We start from the raw sequence: 14469 nt of genomic DNA, 5'->3' as shown, positions 1-14469 counted from the left end.
GGGGACTTAAGAAAAATGGCACTTAAGACATTCAACCCGACGTCCCCAGGCCGCCGTCAGCTGGTTCAAGTTGATCGCTCTGGTCTGTGGAAAGGCAAGCCGGTCAAGACCCTGACCGAAGGCCTGTCCAAGTCCGGTGGCCGCAACAACGCCGGCCGCCTGACGTCTCCGAACCGCGGTGGCGGTCACAAGCGGTCTTACCGTCTTGTCGACTTCAAGCGCCGTAAATGGGACGTTCCGGCTACGGTCGAGCGCCTTGAATACGATCCGAACCGGACCGCATTCATTGCTCTCATCCGTTACGAAGACGGTGAACTGAGCTACATCCTGGCGCCGCAGCGCCTGGCTGCTGGCGACACCGTCGTCGCCGGTGAATCCGTCGACGTGAAACCGGGCAATGCTGCGCCTCTGGCTCGCATTCCGGTTGGCACGATCGTGCACAATGTCGAGCTGAAGCCGGGCAAAGGCGCCCAGATCGCTCGTTCGGCAGGCGCGTTCGTTCAGATCGTCGGCCGCGACCAGGGCTACACCACGCTGCGCCTGATGTCTGGCGAGCAGCGCCGTGTGCTCGGAACCTGCATGGCTTCCATTGGCGCCGTGTCCAACCCGGACCACGCCAACGTTAACCTGGGTAAAGCAGGCCGTTCCCGCTGGCTTGGCATTCGTCCGCATACTCGCGGTGTTGCCATGAACCCGATCGACCACCCGCATGGTGGTGGTGAAGGCAGGACCTCCGGCGGTCGTCATCCGGTTACTCCTTGGGGTAAACCGACCAAAGGTAAGCGTACGCGGCGCAATAAGCAGACTGATAAGTTTATCGTCCGCAGCCGTCACGCGAAGAAGTAAAGGGCAAGGATCGTGGCACGTTCGATCTGGAAAGGTCCGTTTGTCGACGGGTATCTGCTGAAGAAAGCGGACAAGGTCCGTGAGTCCGGCCGGAGCGAGGTCATCAAGACCTGGAGCCGCCGCTCTACCATCCTGCCGCAGTTCGTCGGTTTGACCTTCGGCGTCTACAACGGTCAAAAGCACGTTCCGGTGCTGGTGTCTGAAGAAATGATCGGTCACAAGTTCGGCGAGTTTTCGCCGAGCCGGACCTATTATGGACACGGCGCCGACAAGAAGGCGAAGAGGAAGTAACGATGGGCAAGCCGAAGCGTGAGCGGACGCTCGCTGACAACGAGGCCCGGGCAATGACCCGCATGCTGCGCGTTTCTCCGCGCAAGCTGAACCTCGTTGCGGCTTCGATCCGTGGTAAAAAAGTCGGTTCCGCGATTGCGGACCTGACATTCTCCCGCAAGCGCATTGCGCAGGACGTCAAGAAGACCTTGATGTCCGCGATTGCCAACGCGGAAAACAACCATGACCTGGACATCGACAACCTGGTGGTTGCTGAAGCACATGTCGGCAAGGCATTTGTGATCAAGCGGTTCCAGGCCCGTGCACGCGGCCGTGTTGGCCGGATCGAGAAGCCGTTCTCGAACCTGACCATCGTCGTGCGCGAAGTTGAGGAGACTGCCTGATGGGACATAAGACAAACCCGATCGGCATGCGCCTCGGGATCAACCGCACCTGGGATAGCCGCTGGTACGCGAACAAGAACGAGTACGGCGATCTTCTGCACGAAGATTTCCGCATCCGTGAGCTCCTGCTGAAAGAACTGAAGCAGGCTGCAGTATCCAAGGTTGTCATCGAACGCCCGCACAAAAAGTGCCGCGTGTCCATTCATTCGGGTCGTCCGGGTGTGGTCATCGGTAAAAAGGGCGCCGATATCGAGCGTCTTCGCAAGAAGATTGCCGACATCACCAATTCCGAAGTGCACCTCAACATTGTTGAAGTGCGCAAGCCGGAAATCGACGCGACCCTGGTCGCCCAGTCGATTGCCCAGCAGCTGGAACGCCGTGTTGCATTCCGTCGCGCCATGAAACGGGCTGTTCAGTCCGCCATGCGTCTCGGTGCCCAGGGCATTCGTATCAACTGCGGTGGCCGTCTCGGCGGCGCGGAAATTGCGCGTATCGAATGGTACCGCGAAGGCCGCGTGCCGCTTCACACTCTGCGTGCGGACATCGACTATGGTGTTGCAAGCGCTCACACGGCTTATGGCGTGTGCGGTGTGAAGGTCTGGATCTTCAAGGGTGAAATTCTGGAACACGATCCGATGGCGTCTGAACGCCGTGCGACCGCTGCTTCCGAAGGCAACCAGGGTGATCGCGGCGGACGCCGGGATCGGGGCCGCGAGCGCGCAGCTTAATTCAAGCTGCCTGCCGCTCGTAACTTAAGAAAGACGAGAGAAGAACGATGCTGCAACCGAAGCGCACAAAGTTCCGCAAGCAGCACAAGGGCCGCATCCACGGCTTGTCGAAGGGGGGCACTGACCTCAACTTCGGCGCATTCGGTCTGAAGGCTATGGAGCCGGAGCGTGTTACGGCACGTCAGATCGAAGCGGCCCGCCGTGCTATGACCCGCCACATGAAGCGTGCGGGTCGTGTTTGGATCCGCATCTTCCCGGACGTCCCGGTTTCCTCGAAACCTGCTGAAGTCCGCATGGGTAAAGGTAAGGGTTCTCCGGATTACTGGGCTTGCCGTGTCAAGCCGGGCCGGATCATGTTCGAAATCGATGGTGTGCCGGAAGACATTGCGCGTGAAGCTATGCGTCTTGCTGCAGCCAAGCTGCCGATCAAGTGCCGTTTCGTTCAGCGTATCGGCGAGTAAGGCAGGCGAGGAGTTAGAGCCATGAAGGCTACCGATGTACGGGCTAAGACCCTCGACGAGCTCCGCAGTGAGCTTGAAGGCCTGAAGAAAGAGCAGTTCAACCTGCGCTTCCAGCGGGCTACGGGTCAGCTTGAAAACACTGCGCGTGTCCGGCAGATCCGCCGCGACATCGCACGTATCCAGACGATCATGCGCGAGAAGCGCGTGTCGGCGAACGCGTAAGGAGACGGCCATGCCGAAGCGTATCCTGCAGGGCACCGTTGTCAGCGACGCCAATGACAAGACGGTGACGGTGAATGTGGAGCGCCGCTTCACGCACCCGCTGCTGAAGAAGACTGTGCGCCGGACCAAGAAGTACCGCGCACACGATGAAAACAACCAGTACAAGGTTGGCGACATTGTTCAGATCGAAGAATGCGCGCCGATCTCGAAAAACAAACGTTGGACCGTGGTCGCTCAGTGACCGCGCTCCATTCAGTGAGCATCAGGCGCCCGTGACCCGAGCGCCATCAGAAGAACAAGGCAGCCAGTCATGATTCAGATGCAAACAAACCTCGACGTCGCCGATAATTCCGGCGCTCGTCGTGTCATGTGCATCAAAGTGCTCGGCGGCTCCAAGCGTAAATATGCCCAGGTTGGCGACATCATCGTCGTCTCCGTCAAAGAGGCAATTCCGCGGGGCCGCGTTAAAAAGGGCGACGTGATGAAGGCTGTCGTCGTGCGCACGGCAAAGGATATCCGCCGTCCCGATGGCAGCGTGATCCGGTTCGACCGCAATGCGGCCGTGCTGGTCAACAACAACAAGGAGCCGATCGGCACCCGTATCTTCGGACCGGTACCGCGCGAACTCCGTGCAAAGAACCATATGAAAATCATTTCGCTCGCGCCGGAGGTGCTCTGATGGCTGCGAAAATTAAAAAAGGCGACACGGTGGTTGTGCTGACCGGCCGTGACAAGGGTAAGTCCGGCGAAGTCATCCAGATGCTGCCGGCTGACAACAAGGCCCTGGTCCGCGGCATCAACATGGTTCGCCGCCACCAGAAGCAGACCCAGACGCAGGAAGCAGGCATCGTGGCCAAGGAAGCCCCGATTCACCTTTCCAACGTCGCACTGGCCGATCCGAAGGACGGCAAGGCGACTCGCGTCGGCTTCAAAGTGCAGGACGATGGCACCAAGGTCCGTGTGGCCAAGCGTTCGGGAGACCTGATCGATGGCTGAGACCACTAACGTGCCGCGTCTGAAGACGCACTATGACGAAGTTGTGCGCAAGCAGCTTATGGAAAAGTTCCAGTACAAGAACGTCATGCAGGTTCCGCAGCTGGAAAAAATCGTTCTCAACGTCGGTGTCGGCGAAGCGGTGAGCGATTCCAAGAAAGCGCGTATTGCCGCTGACGATCTGGCACTGATCGCCGGTCAGAAGCCGGTCATCACCAAAGCGAAAAAATCCATCGCGACCTTCAAGGTCCGCGAAGGCATGCCGCTTGGCGCAAAGGTTACCCTGCGCCGCCAGCAGATGTTCGAATTCCTGGACCGCCTGATCACCATCGCGCTGCCGCGCGTTCGTGACTTCCGCGGCCTGAACCCGAAGAGCTTCGACGGTCGCGGCAACTACGCAATGGGCATCAAAGAACACATCGTGTTCCCGGAAATCGAGTACGACAAGGTCGACCAGATCTGGGGCATGGACGTGATCATCTGCACCACGGCGCCGAATGACGACGAAGCACGCGAGCTTCTGCGCGCGTTCAACTTCCCGTTCACGAAGTAACGGGCAAGGAAGGGATCGACGATGGCGAAGAAAAGCGCAATCGAGAAAAACAAGCGCCGCGAGAAGCTTGTCAAGAAATACGCTGAGAAGCGCGCTGCCCTGAAGGCACTGGCTAAAGATGAAAGCCTGTCCCTGGAAGAGCGGTACAACGCACGCCTGAAGCTGGCGAAACTGCCGCGGAACTCCGCGCCGAACCGCGTTCGCAATCGTTGCGAAGTGTCCGGCCGTCCGCGCGGTTTTTACCGCAAGCTGAAGATGTCGCGTATTGCGCTTCGTGAACTGGGTTCCCTGGGTAAGATCCCGGGCCTGGTCAAGTCGAGCTGGTAAGGAGAAACTCCGATGGCAATTTCTGATCCGTTGGGGGATATGCTGACCCGCATTCGCAACGCGCAGATGCGTCGCAAGAACAAGGTCAGTTCACCAAATTCCAAATTGCGTGCACATGTACTTGATGTGCTCGCAAAAGAGGGGTACATCCGTGGCTACACCACGGTTGAATACGAGGGCGGTAAGTCCGAGTTGGAAATCGAACTGAAGTATTTCGACGGTGAACCGGTTATCCGCACGATCGAACGTGTGTCCAAGCCGGGCCGCCGCGTGTACTCGTCGGTGAAAAATATCCCGCATGTCTCTAATGGCTTGGGCGTGTCGATCATTTCGACTCCGCGCGGCGTCATGAGCGACCATCAGGCGCGGGACGAAAACGTAGGTGGTGAGGTTCTGTGCCGCGTCTTCTGATGCGGCATCCTCACTTTTAAAACAACGACAAGGTTGGTCATATGTCTCGTATTGGCAAAAAGCCAGTCCCCGTGCCAAGCGGGGTAACGGCATCGATCGACGGTCAGACGGTTACGATCAAGGGCCCGAAAGGCGAAAAGTCCTTCGTGCTCAATGATCTTGTTCTGGCCGAAATGACGGATGATGGGATCAAAATCGATCCGTGCAACAGCACCAAGCCGGCTCGCTCCATGTGGGGCATGAGCCGCACCATGGTCGCGAACCTGATCACCGGTGTGACCGAGGGCTTCAAGAAAGACCTCGCTATTACCGGTGTCGGTTACCGCGCTCAGGTCCAGGGTAAGAACCTTCAGCTGGCGCTCGGTTTCTCTCATGACGTCGTCTATCCGATTCCGGATGGTATCGATATTGTGTGCCCGAAGCCGACGGAAATCAGCATCACCGGTACCGACAAACAGCGCGTCGGTCAGGTTGCGGCTGAAATTCGTGAATTCCGCCCGCCGGAGCCCTACAAGGGCAAAGGCGTTCGTTATGCAGGCGAGTTCATCGTCCGCAAAGAAGGCAAGAAGAAGTAACGGACCCAGATCATGGCGAACAGCAAACAAGCTTTCGAGCGCCGCCGCGATCGCGTGCGTCGTTCGATTCAGAAAGCCGCGAACGGTCGTCCGCGCCTTTCTGTCTTCCGCTCGTCGAAGCAGATCTACGCCCAGATCATCGACGATGCGAAGGGACATACGATTGTCTCTGCTTCAACGATCGAAAAAGATCTCAAGGGCAGCCTGAAAACGGGCGCCGACGTCGCTGCAGCCGCAGCCGTTGGCAAGCTTGTCGCCGAGCGTGCTGCGGCCGCTGGCGTAAAGCAGGTCGTGTTCGACCGTGGCGGGTACCAGTATCATGGACGCGTAAAAGCGCTTGCTGATGCAGCCCGTGAAGGTGGACTTGAATTCTGACCAGCGCCCGTTGGCGCTCTTAAGAACGGAAGACGTATAATATGGCGAGACAAGAAAATCGCGATCGCGACGAGCGAGACAGCGAATTCGTCGACAAGCTCGTTCACATCAACCGCGTTGCGAAAGTGGTCAAGGGTGGCCGTCGTTTCGGCTTCGCAGCACTTGTAGTGGTTGGTGACCAGAAGGGCCGTGTCGGCTTCGGTCATGGCAAGGCACGTGAAGTGCCGGAAGCCATCCGTAAGGCAACTGAAGCAGCAAAACGCACGATGATCCGTGTGCCGCTTCGCGAAGGCCGGACCCTCCACCACGATGTGGAAGGCCGTCACGGCGCTGGCAAGGTTCTGCTTCGTGCAGCTCCGGCCGGTACCGGGATCATCGCAGGCGGTCCGATGCGTGCCGTTTTCGAAACGCTCGGCGTCCAGGACGTTGTGGCCAAGTCTCTGGGGACCTCCAACCCCTACAACATGGTTCGTGCAACTTTTGCTGCGCTGACCAAGGAAGACAGCCCGCGTTCCGTCGCTGCCCGCCGTGGCCTCAAGGTCTCTGTGCTGCAGTCCCGCCGTCGTGACAACAACGATGAGGCGGCTTCGGCTGCCGCTGAGGCTTGACCTTAGCGGCTCCGGTCCCCAGCTGAGAGAGGGTATGTTCCATGGCGAACACCGAAAAGACTGTCACGGTCGAACAGATCGGCAGCCCGCTGCGCCGTCCTAAGGACCAGCGCGCGACGCTCGTCGGTCTCGGCCTGAACAAGATGCACCGCCGTTCCACACTGAAGGACACTCCTGAAGTGCGCGGCATGATCAATAAGGTCCAGCATCTCGTTCGCGTCGTCGAAGACAACGCGTAAACGGGGTGAGGAGATACGAACATGAAGCTCAATGAACTTCGTGACAACGAAGGTGCCGTAAAAGACCGCATGCGTGTGGCTCGCGGCATCGGGTCCGGCAAGGGCAAGACCGGTGGCCGTGGTGTCAAAGGTCAGAAATCCCGTTCCGGCGTTGCCATCAAAGGCTTTGAAGGCGGTCAGATGCCGCTTCACCGCCGTCTGCCGAAGCGCGGCTTCACGAACATTTTTGCCAAGGACTACAATACCGTGTCCATCGGCCGTGTTCAGAAGGCGATCGATGCAGGCAAGCTGAATGCGTCCGAGACGGTTACCGTCGAAGCGTTGAAGGCTGCAGGCGTAGTCAAGCGGGTCCGTGACGGTGTGCGCATCGTTGCCAACGGTGAACTCACCGCTGCAGTGACCTTTGAAGTTGCCGGTGCCTCCAAGGGCGCTGTTGCAGCGATTGAAAAAGCAGGCGGCAAGGTTGCCGTACAGGGAGCTCAGGCTTAACAGCCTGGGCTTCACCCATTTCCTGGGCAAGCATTCCGGAGTAGGGCATGGCATCGGCCGCCGAGCAACTGGCGTCAAATCTCAATTTCTCAGCTTTCGCCAAGGCTGAAGAACTCAAAAAGCGCATCTGGTTCACACTGGGGGCGCTTTTGGTTTATCGACTGGGCACTTACATTCCCTTGCCCGGCATCAATCCGGACGCCTTCGCGCAGGCCTTCAATCAGGCCCAGTCCGGCATCATCGGCATGTTCAACATGTTTTCCGGCGGTGCTGTCCAGCGCATGGCGATTTTCGCTCTCGGCATCATGCCATATATTTCCGCTTCCATCATCATGCAGCTCATGACGACTGTCGTGCCGTCTCTCGAACAGCTGAAGAAGGAAGGCGAGCAGGGCCGCAAAGTCATCAACCAGTACACCCGCTACGGGACTGTCATCCTGGCCGCGTTCCAGGCATACGGTATTGCGGTGGGTCTGGAAGGGGCGACCAACGTCGTGACCGATCCGGGCTGGTTCTTCCGCGGATCCACTGTGCTGACGCTGGTCGGCGGTACCATGTTCCTGATGTGGCTTGGTGAACAGATCACCTCGCGCGGCATCGGTAACGGTATTTCCCTGATCATCTTTGCAGGCATCGTCGCCGGTCTGCCGGTGGCACTGGTCAACGTGCTTGAGCTCGGCCGCCAGGGGTCGCTGTCGACGATCCTGATTCTCGGCGTGCTGATTCTGGCCGTCGTCGTGATCGCGCTGATCGTTTTCATGGAGCGGGCGCAACGCCGGCTTCTGATCCAGTATCCAAAGCGCCAGATGGGCAACCGCATGTTCGAGGGCAATACCTCGTTCCTGCCGCTGAAGCTGAACACTGCCGGTGTCATACCGCCGATCTTCGCGTCGTCGCTTCTGCTCGTTCCGGCGACCATTGGCGGTTTCAGCCAGGGTTCCGGCAACGAATGGCTGACGTATATCACGGCGGCGCTTGGCCACGGTCAGCCGTTGTTCATGGTGTTCTACGCCGCGATGATCGTGTTTTTCTGTTTCTTCTACACAGCGATCGTGTTCAACCCGAGCGATACGGCTGACAACCTGAAGAAACATGGCGGCTTCATACCGGGTATTCGTCCCGGTGAGCGCACCGCCCAATATATCGACTACGTTCTGACGCGCATTACGGTGGTCGGTGCCATTTACATCACCGTCGTTTGTCTATTACCCGAATTCCTTATTTCGGCGACCGGCGTTCCGTTCTATTTCGGTGGCACCTCTTTGCTGATTGTCGTAAGCGTGACGATGGATACCGTGTCACAGATCCAGGGCCACTTGCTTGCGCATCAATATGAGGGTCTGGTGAAAAAAGCGAAATTGAGTGGGAGGCGTCGATGAGGCTTATTCTGGTTGGACCGCCAGGAGCGGGGAAGGGGACACAAGCAGCACATCTCGTTGCGAAATACGAGATTCCGCAACTCTCCACCGGAGACATGTTGCGGGCTGCCGTGGCCGCCAAAACCCCGGTAGGCCTCAAAGCCAAGGAAGTGATGGATGCAGGTGGACTTGTTTCGGATGAGATCGTCGTCGGTATCATCCGCGACCGGATCGCCGAAGAAGACGCCAAGAACGGATTCATTCTCGACGGCTTCCCGCGCACGCTTGCACAGGCCGAAGCGCTTGACGAGATGCTGGAAGCAAATAGCCTCAAACTGAACGCCGTCATCGAACTGCGTGTCGACCAGTCCAAGCTGGTTGACCGGATCATCAAACGTGCCGCGGATGCACAGGCTGCCGGTCAGCCGGTGCGCAAGGACGATGACCCGGAAGTCTTCAAGCAACGTCTTGAAGCCTATAACCGCGATACCGCAGTTGTTGTGCCGTATTACGAGAAGACAGGTCTTCTTTCGGTGATCGACGGCATGCAATCCATTGAAGAAGTAACGGCTTCAATAGATTCCGTTCTTCAAGGACTTGACGAAAAGGTTTAGAGCCGTTAAACGACCCGCTCTACCTTACAGTTAAGCCGGTTCCATGTAAGTGGGGCCGGCATTCTCTGTGCCGGGGCTACCCCGGCATTTTCGTACCCGCAAGGGCCGGACTCCACCGGACGCGGGCATTATAACCTGCGGCAAGACCACGGTCTCGTCGCGTAATCATGGAGACGAACGTGGCACGTATTGCTGGCGTTAACATCCCGACGAACAAGCGTGTAGTCATCGCGCTTCAGTATATTCACGGCATTGGCGCGAAATTCGCCCAGGAAATCATCGAAAAGAACAACATCGATGCTGCCCGCCGTGTGAACGAGCTTTCTGACGCAGAAGTCCTGTCCATCCGCGAAACCATCGACCGCGATTACCTCGTTGAAGGTGACCTGCGTCGTGAGACCGCAATGAACATCAAGCGTCTGATGGACCTTGGCTGCTACCGCGGCCTGCGTCACCGTCGCGGCCTGCCGGTTCGCGGCCAGCGGACGCACACGAACGCACGTACCCGCAAGGGTCCGGCTAAACCGATCGCAGGTAAGAAGAAATAATTACCCTGCCTGGATTGGTGGTGGAGCTGCCGGCATTACGGCAGTGACGAGATCAAAACAAGGATAAGAGAATGGCTAAAGACACGACGCGCGTGCGTCGCCGCGAACGCAAGAACATCTCTTCTGGCGTTGCGCATGTGAACTCCACGTTCAACAACACCATGATCACGATCACCGACGCACAGGGCAACGCGATCTCCTGGTCGTCCGCCGGTGCACTCGGTTTCAAAGGTTCCCGTAAGTCCACTCCGTATGCTGCCCAGGTTGCTGCGGAAGACGCTGCGAAAAAAGCTGCCGAGCACGGCATGCGCACCCTCGAAGTGGAAGTGCGCGGTCCGGGTTCCGGTCGTGAATCTGCTTTGCGCGCCCTGCAGGCTGCCGGTTTCCTGATCACGTCCATCCGTGACGTGACGCCGATTCCGCACAACGGCTGCCGTCCGCGCAAGCGTCGCCGCGTCTAAGGCTTCCCAGCTTTAGGTACTTGTTTCTCCAAATGGCAAAGAATGGCCTGGCGTTGATCCGCCGGGCGGGATAGCCGAAGGGACGAAAACGTGACCATTCAAAAAAACTGGCAAGAACTGATCAAGCCGACCAAACTCGAGATCAAGCCGGGTGAAGACCCGCGCTTCTTGGCAACTGTCGTTGCCGAGCCGCTCGAGCGTGGCTACGGTCTGACCCTTGGCAACGCGCTGCGCCGCATTCTGCTGTCTTCACTGCAGGGTGCAGCCGTGACCGCCGTTCAGATCGATGGCGTTCTGCATGAGTTCTCGTCGATCCCGGGTGTCCGGGAAGATGTCACCGACATCGTGCTGAATATCAAGGAAATCGCCATCCGTATGGAAGGCGAGGGCCCCAAGCGCATGGTTGTGCGCAAGCAGGGACCTGGTGTTGTCACCGCCGGCGATATCCAGACTGTTGGCGATGTCGAGGTTCTCAATCCGGAACTGGTGCTCTGCACGCTGGATGAAGGCGCTGAAATCCGCATGGAATTCACCGTCAACACCGGCAAGGGCTATCATTCTTCGGACCGGAACCGCCCGGAAGATGCGCCAATTGGCCTGATCCCGGTCGACAGCCTCTACTCTCCGGTCAAGAAGGTCTCCTACAAGGTGGAAAACACCCGTGAAGGCCAGGTTCTTGACTATGACAAGCTGACCCTGACTGTCGAAACCGATGGTTCCGTCAAGCCGGAAGACGCCGTGGCATTCGCTGCACGCATTCTGCAGGATCAGCTCTCCATATTCGTCAACTTCGAAGAGCCGCAGCGTGAAGTCGCCGAGGACAGCGTCCCGGAACTGGCTTTCAACCCTGCGCTTCTGAAGAAGGTCGACGAGCTGGAACTGTCTGTACGGTCTGCAAACTGCCTGAAGAACGACAATATCGTGTATATTGGCGATCTCATTCAGAAGACCGAAGCGGAAATGCTGCGGACCCCGAATTTCGGCCGCAAGTCGCTGAACGAAATCAAGGAAGTTCTCGCTCAGATGGGTCTCCATCTCGGCATGGAAGTTGCCAACTGGCCGCCTGAGAACATCGATGATCTCGCCAAGCGCTACGAAGACCATCAGTACTAAGGGCGCACGCGTCCTGTGAGGATCAACCGGGCAAGAGTTCAACCAGAAGAACTGACTGCCTGAAAGAAAAAGGAGAGGGCCATGCGCCACGGTAAATCCGGCCGCAAGCTCAACCGGACCTCTAGCCACCGTAAGGCTATGTTCGCTAACATGGCAGCGTCGCTGATCAAGCACGAACAGATCGTGACGACCCTGCCGAAGGCTAAAGAAATGAAGCCGATCATCGACAAGCTCATCACCCTGGGCAAGCGCGGTGACCTGCATGCACGCCGCCAGGCCATTTCGCAGATTCGCGATACGGCAATGGTTGCCAAGCTGTTCGAAACGCTCGGCGAGCGTTACAAGGACCGCAGCGGCGGCTATTCCCGCGTCCTGAAAGCCGGTTTCCGTTATGGCGACAACGCTCCGATGGCTGTCATCGAGCTGGTCGACCGTGATCCGGAAGCACGCGGTGCAGAAGACCGCGCTCGCGTGGAAGCTGAAGAAGCAGCTGAAAACGCAGCGTAAAATTTTGCCTATTCGGCAAATCTAGAAGGCGGGCAGAAATGCCCGCCTTTTTTGTTGTCCAAACGATTGTCAGAATTGACGATTTCATTTCGAATAATGAGACCGCAATTATCAATGATTTAAGGAAAACTGCCTAGGCTCATCCCATGCCTCCTAGACTAGTGGGAGTGGCTGGGGAGAATTACTGTGACAGCTAAAACGAATTCGGTCTCTAAGAAAAGGACGCCTTCTCTTAGACTTTCTTTTGTTATTCCGGCTTTGATGATCGTAATTACGGTCGCAGCATGTGCTGCTGTGGGCCTTATCGGTTACATGACCGGTCGTGACGGACTGCAGCAAGCGGCGGAAGCCGAACTCGGTATGGTCATTACAGCCCGCAATGCGCTCCTGCAGTCCCGCTTGCACGCCGCAGAATCCCAGATCGTCAATCTGGCTTCCAGCGTCTCCGATCCGCTGAGCAATCTTGGCAATGCGACGATGAACCTTGCCAAGGAAAAGGAAGAAATTCTCGCGCTGTTCCAGGCGCCGCAGACACCTGAAGAGCGTGCCACGGTGACTGGCAAGGAACAGAAGACGATGTACGCCTGGCGCCACACCGAAGCGCACCCGGCTTTCTACAATGTCTGGAAGAACGGCGGCTTTGCCGACCTCTATCTCATCGATAACGCCGGTCTCGTTCTTTATTCCGTGACCAAGGGCGACGAGTTCCTGTCCAAGATCGGCGAAGGCAGTGTTGCCGAGGGCACCGGGCTGGAGACGGTTTTCAATGCCGCCAAGAACCTGGGTGAAGGCGAGATCGCAGCCAGTGTGTTTGCCCCCTATGCACCGGCTGGCGGCGATGGCTCCCTGTTCCTGGCGTCGCCTGTATTCATGAATTCCTTCGGGACCATCAGCTTGAGCGGTGTCGCCGTCATGCGGATCGATTCCGATTTCCTGAGCGAAGTCGTCGCGAACCGGGACGATCTGGGTGAAACCGGGCAGGTCTATGTGATCAATCAGGACGGCGTCGTGCTGAGCGACATGCCTCTTGCCGGTGCGCCGACGGCGCTGAGCGCCACTGTTTCTGCCGGACCGGCGATTGAAGCCGCAGCCGGCACGGAAGCGGCCGGCATCGTGCAGGGCGCTGACGGAGTTGACGATCTGGTCGTTGCCCGTCCGCTTGCTTTCCAGGGGCAGAACTGGGCGATTGTTGCGGAAAAGAGTGTGGAAGAAACGCTGTCCGCGGTCACCCGCATGCGGGACCAGATGTTCCTCTGGTCGCTGGCAACGATTGCCATTGCTGCCGTCATCGCGCTGTTCTTCTCCCAGTCCATCACCCGTCCGCTGACCACGCTGGTTGGAGCGCTCAACCAGATTGCTTCTGGTAACCTCGGTGCGGAGATCAAGGCTGCGAACCGCAAGGACGAAATCGGCGATATCGGCCGGGCCGTTCTTCAGATCCGTCAGAATGCGGCTGAGGAAAACGAGCGCCGTGCTGCCGAGGAGGCGGACGATGCACGGCGTCAGGCCGAACAGCGTCAGGAGATGCTGGCAAGCCTTGCCGGTGACTTCGAAGCAACCGTGGGCACTGTCGTCGACAAGGTTGCGCACACGGCTGCAAGTCTGCGCGAATCGGCCAACAAGATGCGGAACATGACTGACATTGCCGGAGAGACCTCCGCCAATGCTGCAACCATGTCCGAAGAAACCCTGGCGGAAGTGGAATCGATTGCGGCCGCCTCCGATCAGCTGTCCAGCTCGATCCAGGAAATTTCGACCCTGATCGAACGGTCCTCCAGCGTTGCCGCCGAGGCGACCAAGCGTGCGGAAACGACCAACGACACAGTTCGCTCCCTGGCGGAAGCCGCCAACCGGATTGGCGAAGTCGTGACGTTGATTTCCGACATTGCCGACCAGACCAACCTTCTGGCGCTCAATGCCACGATCGAAGCCGCGCGTGCGGGTGAGGCAGGCAAGGGCTTCGCGGTGGTTGCCTCCGAGGTCAAGGACCTTGCGTCCCAGACCGGCAAGGCAACCGGTGAAATCCAGCAGCAGATCGATGCCATCCGCGGCGCGACCGACGATGCGGTCGATGCTATCGGTGACATTCAGAAAACGATCGACGAAATCACCAAATCGGTGAGCGAAGTCGCCGCTGCCGTCACCGAACAAAGCTATGCGACCCAGGGCATTGCGGAAAACACCCAGCGGGCGGCCGGCGGCACCTCCAAGGTGACCGAGGACATCCGCAATGTTTCCTCGCTGTCCAACGACACAAACATGGCCGCTCAGACCTTCTCCGAAGAAGCTGCGGACATGGCGTCGAAGGCGGAAGAACTCGATCACGAGGTGCGCAGCTTCCTCGCACAGGTCCGTTCGGCTTAAAGT

The 14469-nt window shown here is 58.2% G+C and carries 24 protein-coding genes; all 24 read left to right on the top strand.

Annotated features, from left to right (window positions below; genetic code table 11):
- The first annotated feature begins 15 nt into the window (after positions 1-15).
- The 24 genes from rplB (at position 16) to V1T76_RS04655 (ending at position 14466) form a co-directional block, all read left to right on the top strand.
- On the top strand, positions 16-846 hold the full coding sequence (gene rplB / locus V1T76_RS04770) for a 50S ribosomal protein L2 (RefSeq protein ID WP_006936451.1): 831 nt from the start codon (positions 16-18) through the stop codon (positions 844-846).
- A 12-nt stretch (positions 847-858) separates the two neighbouring features.
- A complete protein-coding gene (gene rpsS, locus V1T76_RS04765) occupies positions 859-1137 on the top strand; it encodes a 30S ribosomal protein S19 (protein ID WP_006936450.1) in 279 nt (92 codons plus the stop codon).
- Positions 1138-1139: 2 nt separating this feature from the next.
- The gene (gene rplV, locus V1T76_RS04760) at positions 1140-1520 is read left to right on the top strand and encodes a 50S ribosomal protein L22 (protein ID WP_006936449.1); all 381 of its coding nucleotides are present in this window, start codon (positions 1140-1142) and stop codon (positions 1518-1520) included.
- The gene (gene rpsC / locus V1T76_RS04755; protein WP_006936448.1) at positions 1520-2248 is read left to right on the top strand and encodes a 30S ribosomal protein S3; all 729 of its coding nucleotides are present in this window, start codon (positions 1520-1522) and stop codon (positions 2246-2248) included. Before rplV ends, rpsC begins: the two co-directional genes overlap by 1 nt.
- 47 nt (positions 2249-2295) lie before the next feature.
- The gene (rplP, locus tag V1T76_RS04750) at positions 2296-2709 is read left to right on the top strand and encodes a 50S ribosomal protein L16 (protein ID WP_006936446.1); all 414 of its coding nucleotides are present in this window, start codon (positions 2296-2298) and stop codon (positions 2707-2709) included.
- 21 nt (positions 2710-2730) lie between these two features.
- Positions 2731-2931, top strand: a complete 201-nt coding sequence (rpmC, locus tag V1T76_RS04745) for a 50S ribosomal protein L29 (protein WP_006936445.1) — start codon at positions 2731-2733, stop codon at positions 2929-2931.
- A gap of 10 nt (positions 2932-2941) precedes the next feature.
- Positions 2942-3172, top strand: a complete 231-nt coding sequence (gene rpsQ, locus V1T76_RS04740) for a 30S ribosomal protein S17 (protein ID WP_006936444.1) — start codon at positions 2942-2944, stop codon at positions 3170-3172.
- Between the two features lie 69 nt (positions 3173-3241).
- Entirely contained in the window at positions 3242-3610 is a 369-nt protein-coding gene (gene rplN / locus V1T76_RS04735) for a 50S ribosomal protein L14 (RefSeq protein WP_006936443.1), read from the top strand.
- Positions 3610-3927, top strand: a complete 318-nt coding sequence (gene rplX, locus V1T76_RS04730; protein WP_006936441.1) for a 50S ribosomal protein L24 — start codon at positions 3610-3612, stop codon at positions 3925-3927. The genes rplN and rplX overlap by 1 nt, the downstream gene beginning before the upstream one ends.
- Positions 3920-4477: a 50S ribosomal protein L5 gene (rplE, locus tag V1T76_RS04725; RefSeq protein WP_330559481.1), complete on the top strand. Its 558-nt coding sequence runs from the start codon at positions 3920-3922 to the stop codon at positions 4475-4477. The genes rplX and rplE overlap by 8 nt, the downstream gene beginning before the upstream one ends.
- A gap of 21 nt (positions 4478-4498) precedes the next feature.
- Complete coding sequence (gene rpsN, locus V1T76_RS04720; RefSeq protein WP_006936439.1) at positions 4499-4804, top strand: 30S ribosomal protein S14; 306 nt, start codon at positions 4499-4501, stop codon at positions 4802-4804.
- 12 nt (positions 4805-4816) lie between these two features.
- Positions 4817-5215: a 30S ribosomal protein S8 gene (gene rpsH, locus V1T76_RS04715; protein ID WP_006936438.1), complete on the top strand. Its 399-nt coding sequence runs from the start codon at positions 4817-4819 to the stop codon at positions 5213-5215.
- A gap of 41 nt (positions 5216-5256) precedes the next feature.
- The gene (gene rplF, locus V1T76_RS04710; RefSeq protein ID WP_006936437.1) at positions 5257-5790 is read left to right on the top strand and encodes a 50S ribosomal protein L6; all 534 of its coding nucleotides are present in this window, start codon (positions 5257-5259) and stop codon (positions 5788-5790) included.
- A 12-nt stretch (positions 5791-5802) separates the two neighbouring features.
- A complete protein-coding gene (gene rplR, locus V1T76_RS04705; RefSeq protein WP_006936435.1) occupies positions 5803-6165 on the top strand; it encodes a 50S ribosomal protein L18 in 363 nt (120 codons plus the stop codon).
- Positions 6166-6206: 41 nt separating this feature from the next.
- Positions 6207-6773, top strand: coding sequence for a 30S ribosomal protein S5 (gene rpsE, locus V1T76_RS04700; protein WP_006936434.1), 567 nt, complete (start codon positions 6207-6209; stop codon positions 6771-6773).
- 41 nt (positions 6774-6814) lie between these two features.
- The gene (gene rpmD / locus V1T76_RS04695) at positions 6815-7012 is read left to right on the top strand and encodes a 50S ribosomal protein L30 (RefSeq protein WP_006936433.1); all 198 of its coding nucleotides are present in this window, start codon (positions 6815-6817) and stop codon (positions 7010-7012) included.
- Positions 7013-7033: 21 nt separating this feature from the next.
- Positions 7034-7501: a 50S ribosomal protein L15 gene (gene rplO / locus V1T76_RS04690; protein WP_006936432.1), complete on the top strand. Its 468-nt coding sequence runs from the start codon at positions 7034-7036 to the stop codon at positions 7499-7501.
- A 47-nt stretch (positions 7502-7548) separates the two neighbouring features.
- Positions 7549-8880 (top strand): preprotein translocase subunit SecY, encoded by a 1332-nt coding sequence (gene secY, locus V1T76_RS04685; RefSeq protein ID WP_330559476.1) that lies wholly within the window; start codon positions 7549-7551, stop codon positions 8878-8880.
- On the top strand, positions 8877-9473 hold the full coding sequence (locus tag V1T76_RS04680; protein ID WP_330559474.1) for an adenylate kinase: 597 nt from the start codon (positions 8877-8879) through the stop codon (positions 9471-9473). The genes secY and V1T76_RS04680 overlap by 4 nt, the downstream gene beginning before the upstream one ends.
- 179 nt (positions 9474-9652) lie before the next feature.
- Complete coding sequence (gene rpsM / locus V1T76_RS04675) at positions 9653-10021, top strand: 30S ribosomal protein S13 (RefSeq protein ID WP_031268319.1); 369 nt, start codon at positions 9653-9655, stop codon at positions 10019-10021.
- A gap of 71 nt (positions 10022-10092) precedes the next feature.
- Positions 10093-10482: a 30S ribosomal protein S11 gene (gene rpsK, locus V1T76_RS04670; RefSeq protein WP_006936427.1), complete on the top strand. Its 390-nt coding sequence runs from the start codon at positions 10093-10095 to the stop codon at positions 10480-10482.
- 90 nt (positions 10483-10572) lie between these two features.
- Positions 10573-11595, top strand: coding sequence for a DNA-directed RNA polymerase subunit alpha (locus V1T76_RS04665; protein ID WP_006936426.1), 1023 nt, complete (start codon positions 10573-10575; stop codon positions 11593-11595).
- A gap of 81 nt (positions 11596-11676) precedes the next feature.
- On the top strand, positions 11677-12102 hold the full coding sequence (gene rplQ / locus V1T76_RS04660) for a 50S ribosomal protein L17 (protein WP_330559461.1): 426 nt from the start codon (positions 11677-11679) through the stop codon (positions 12100-12102).
- Positions 12103-12363: 261 nt separating this feature from the next.
- A complete protein-coding gene (locus tag V1T76_RS04655; protein ID WP_330559460.1) occupies positions 12364-14466 on the top strand; it encodes a methyl-accepting chemotaxis protein in 2103 nt (700 codons plus the stop codon).
- Positions 14467-14469: the final 3 nt, after the last annotated feature.

Source organism: Roseibium sp. FZY0029 (assembly GCF_036350355.1).
Taxonomy (GTDB): Bacteria; Pseudomonadota; Alphaproteobacteria; order Rhizobiales; family Stappiaceae; genus Roseibium.
Note: the sequence above shows the minus strand (reverse complement) of the source record. Positions and strands in the feature narration are given on the sequence as shown.

What these genes read in the sequence shown, in the direction of transcription:
- rpmD (WP_006936433.1), top strand. Translation starts at nt 6,815, where the DNA reads ATGGCGAACACCGAAAAGACTGTCACGGTCGAACAGATCGGCAGCCCG.
- secY (WP_330559476.1), top strand. Translation starts at nt 7,549, where the DNA reads ATGGCATCGGCCGCCGAGCAACTGGCGTCAAATCTCAATTTCTCAGCT.
- rpsE (WP_006936434.1), top strand. Translation starts at nt 6,207, where the DNA reads ATGGCGAGACAAGAAAATCGCGATCGCGACGAGCGAGACAGCGAATTC.
- rplR (WP_006936435.1), top strand. Translation starts at nt 5,803, where the DNA reads ATGGCGAACAGCAAACAAGCTTTCGAGCGCCGCCGCGATCGCGTGCGT.
- rpsH (WP_006936438.1), top strand. Translation starts at nt 4,817, where the DNA reads ATGGCAATTTCTGATCCGTTGGGGGATATGCTGACCCGCATTCGCAAC.
- rplV (WP_006936449.1), top strand. Translation starts at nt 1,140, where the DNA reads ATGGGCAAGCCGAAGCGTGAGCGGACGCTCGCTGACAACGAGGCCCGG.
- rplO (WP_006936432.1), top strand. Translation starts at nt 7,034, where the DNA reads ATGAAGCTCAATGAACTTCGTGACAACGAAGGTGCCGTAAAAGACCGC.
- rplE (WP_330559481.1), top strand. Translation starts at nt 3,920, where the DNA reads ATGGCTGAGACCACTAACGTGCCGCGTCTGAAGACGCACTATGACGAA.
- rplQ (WP_330559461.1), top strand. Translation starts at nt 11,677, where the DNA reads ATGCGCCACGGTAAATCCGGCCGCAAGCTCAACCGGACCTCTAGCCAC.
- rplP (WP_006936446.1), top strand. Translation starts at nt 2,296, where the DNA reads ATGCTGCAACCGAAGCGCACAAAGTTCCGCAAGCAGCACAAGGGCCGC.
- V1T76_RS04655 (WP_330559460.1), top strand. Translation starts at nt 12,364, where the DNA reads ATGATCGTAATTACGGTCGCAGCATGTGCTGCTGTGGGCCTTATCGGT.
- rpsK (WP_006936427.1), top strand. Translation starts at nt 10,093, where the DNA reads ATGGCTAAAGACACGACGCGCGTGCGTCGCCGCGAACGCAAGAACATC.
- rpsQ (WP_006936444.1), top strand. Translation starts at nt 2,942, where the DNA reads ATGCCGAAGCGTATCCTGCAGGGCACCGTTGTCAGCGACGCCAATGAC.
- rplB (WP_006936451.1), top strand. Translation starts at nt 16, where the DNA reads ATGGCACTTAAGACATTCAACCCGACGTCCCCAGGCCGCCGTCAGCTG.
- rpsN (WP_006936439.1), top strand. Translation starts at nt 4,499, where the DNA reads ATGGCGAAGAAAAGCGCAATCGAGAAAAACAAGCGCCGCGAGAAGCTT.
- V1T76_RS04680 (WP_330559474.1), top strand. Translation starts at nt 8,877, where the DNA reads ATGAGGCTTATTCTGGTTGGACCGCCAGGAGCGGGGAAGGGGACACAA.
- rplX (WP_006936441.1), top strand. Translation starts at nt 3,610, where the DNA reads ATGGCTGCGAAAATTAAAAAAGGCGACACGGTGGTTGTGCTGACCGGC.
- rpsC (WP_006936448.1), top strand. Translation starts at nt 1,520, where the DNA reads ATGGGACATAAGACAAACCCGATCGGCATGCGCCTCGGGATCAACCGC.
- rplF (WP_006936437.1), top strand. Translation starts at nt 5,257, where the DNA reads ATGTCTCGTATTGGCAAAAAGCCAGTCCCCGTGCCAAGCGGGGTAACG.
- rplN (WP_006936443.1), top strand. Translation starts at nt 3,242, where the DNA reads ATGATTCAGATGCAAACAAACCTCGACGTCGCCGATAATTCCGGCGCT.
- rpmC (WP_006936445.1), top strand. Translation starts at nt 2,731, where the DNA reads ATGAAGGCTACCGATGTACGGGCTAAGACCCTCGACGAGCTCCGCAGT.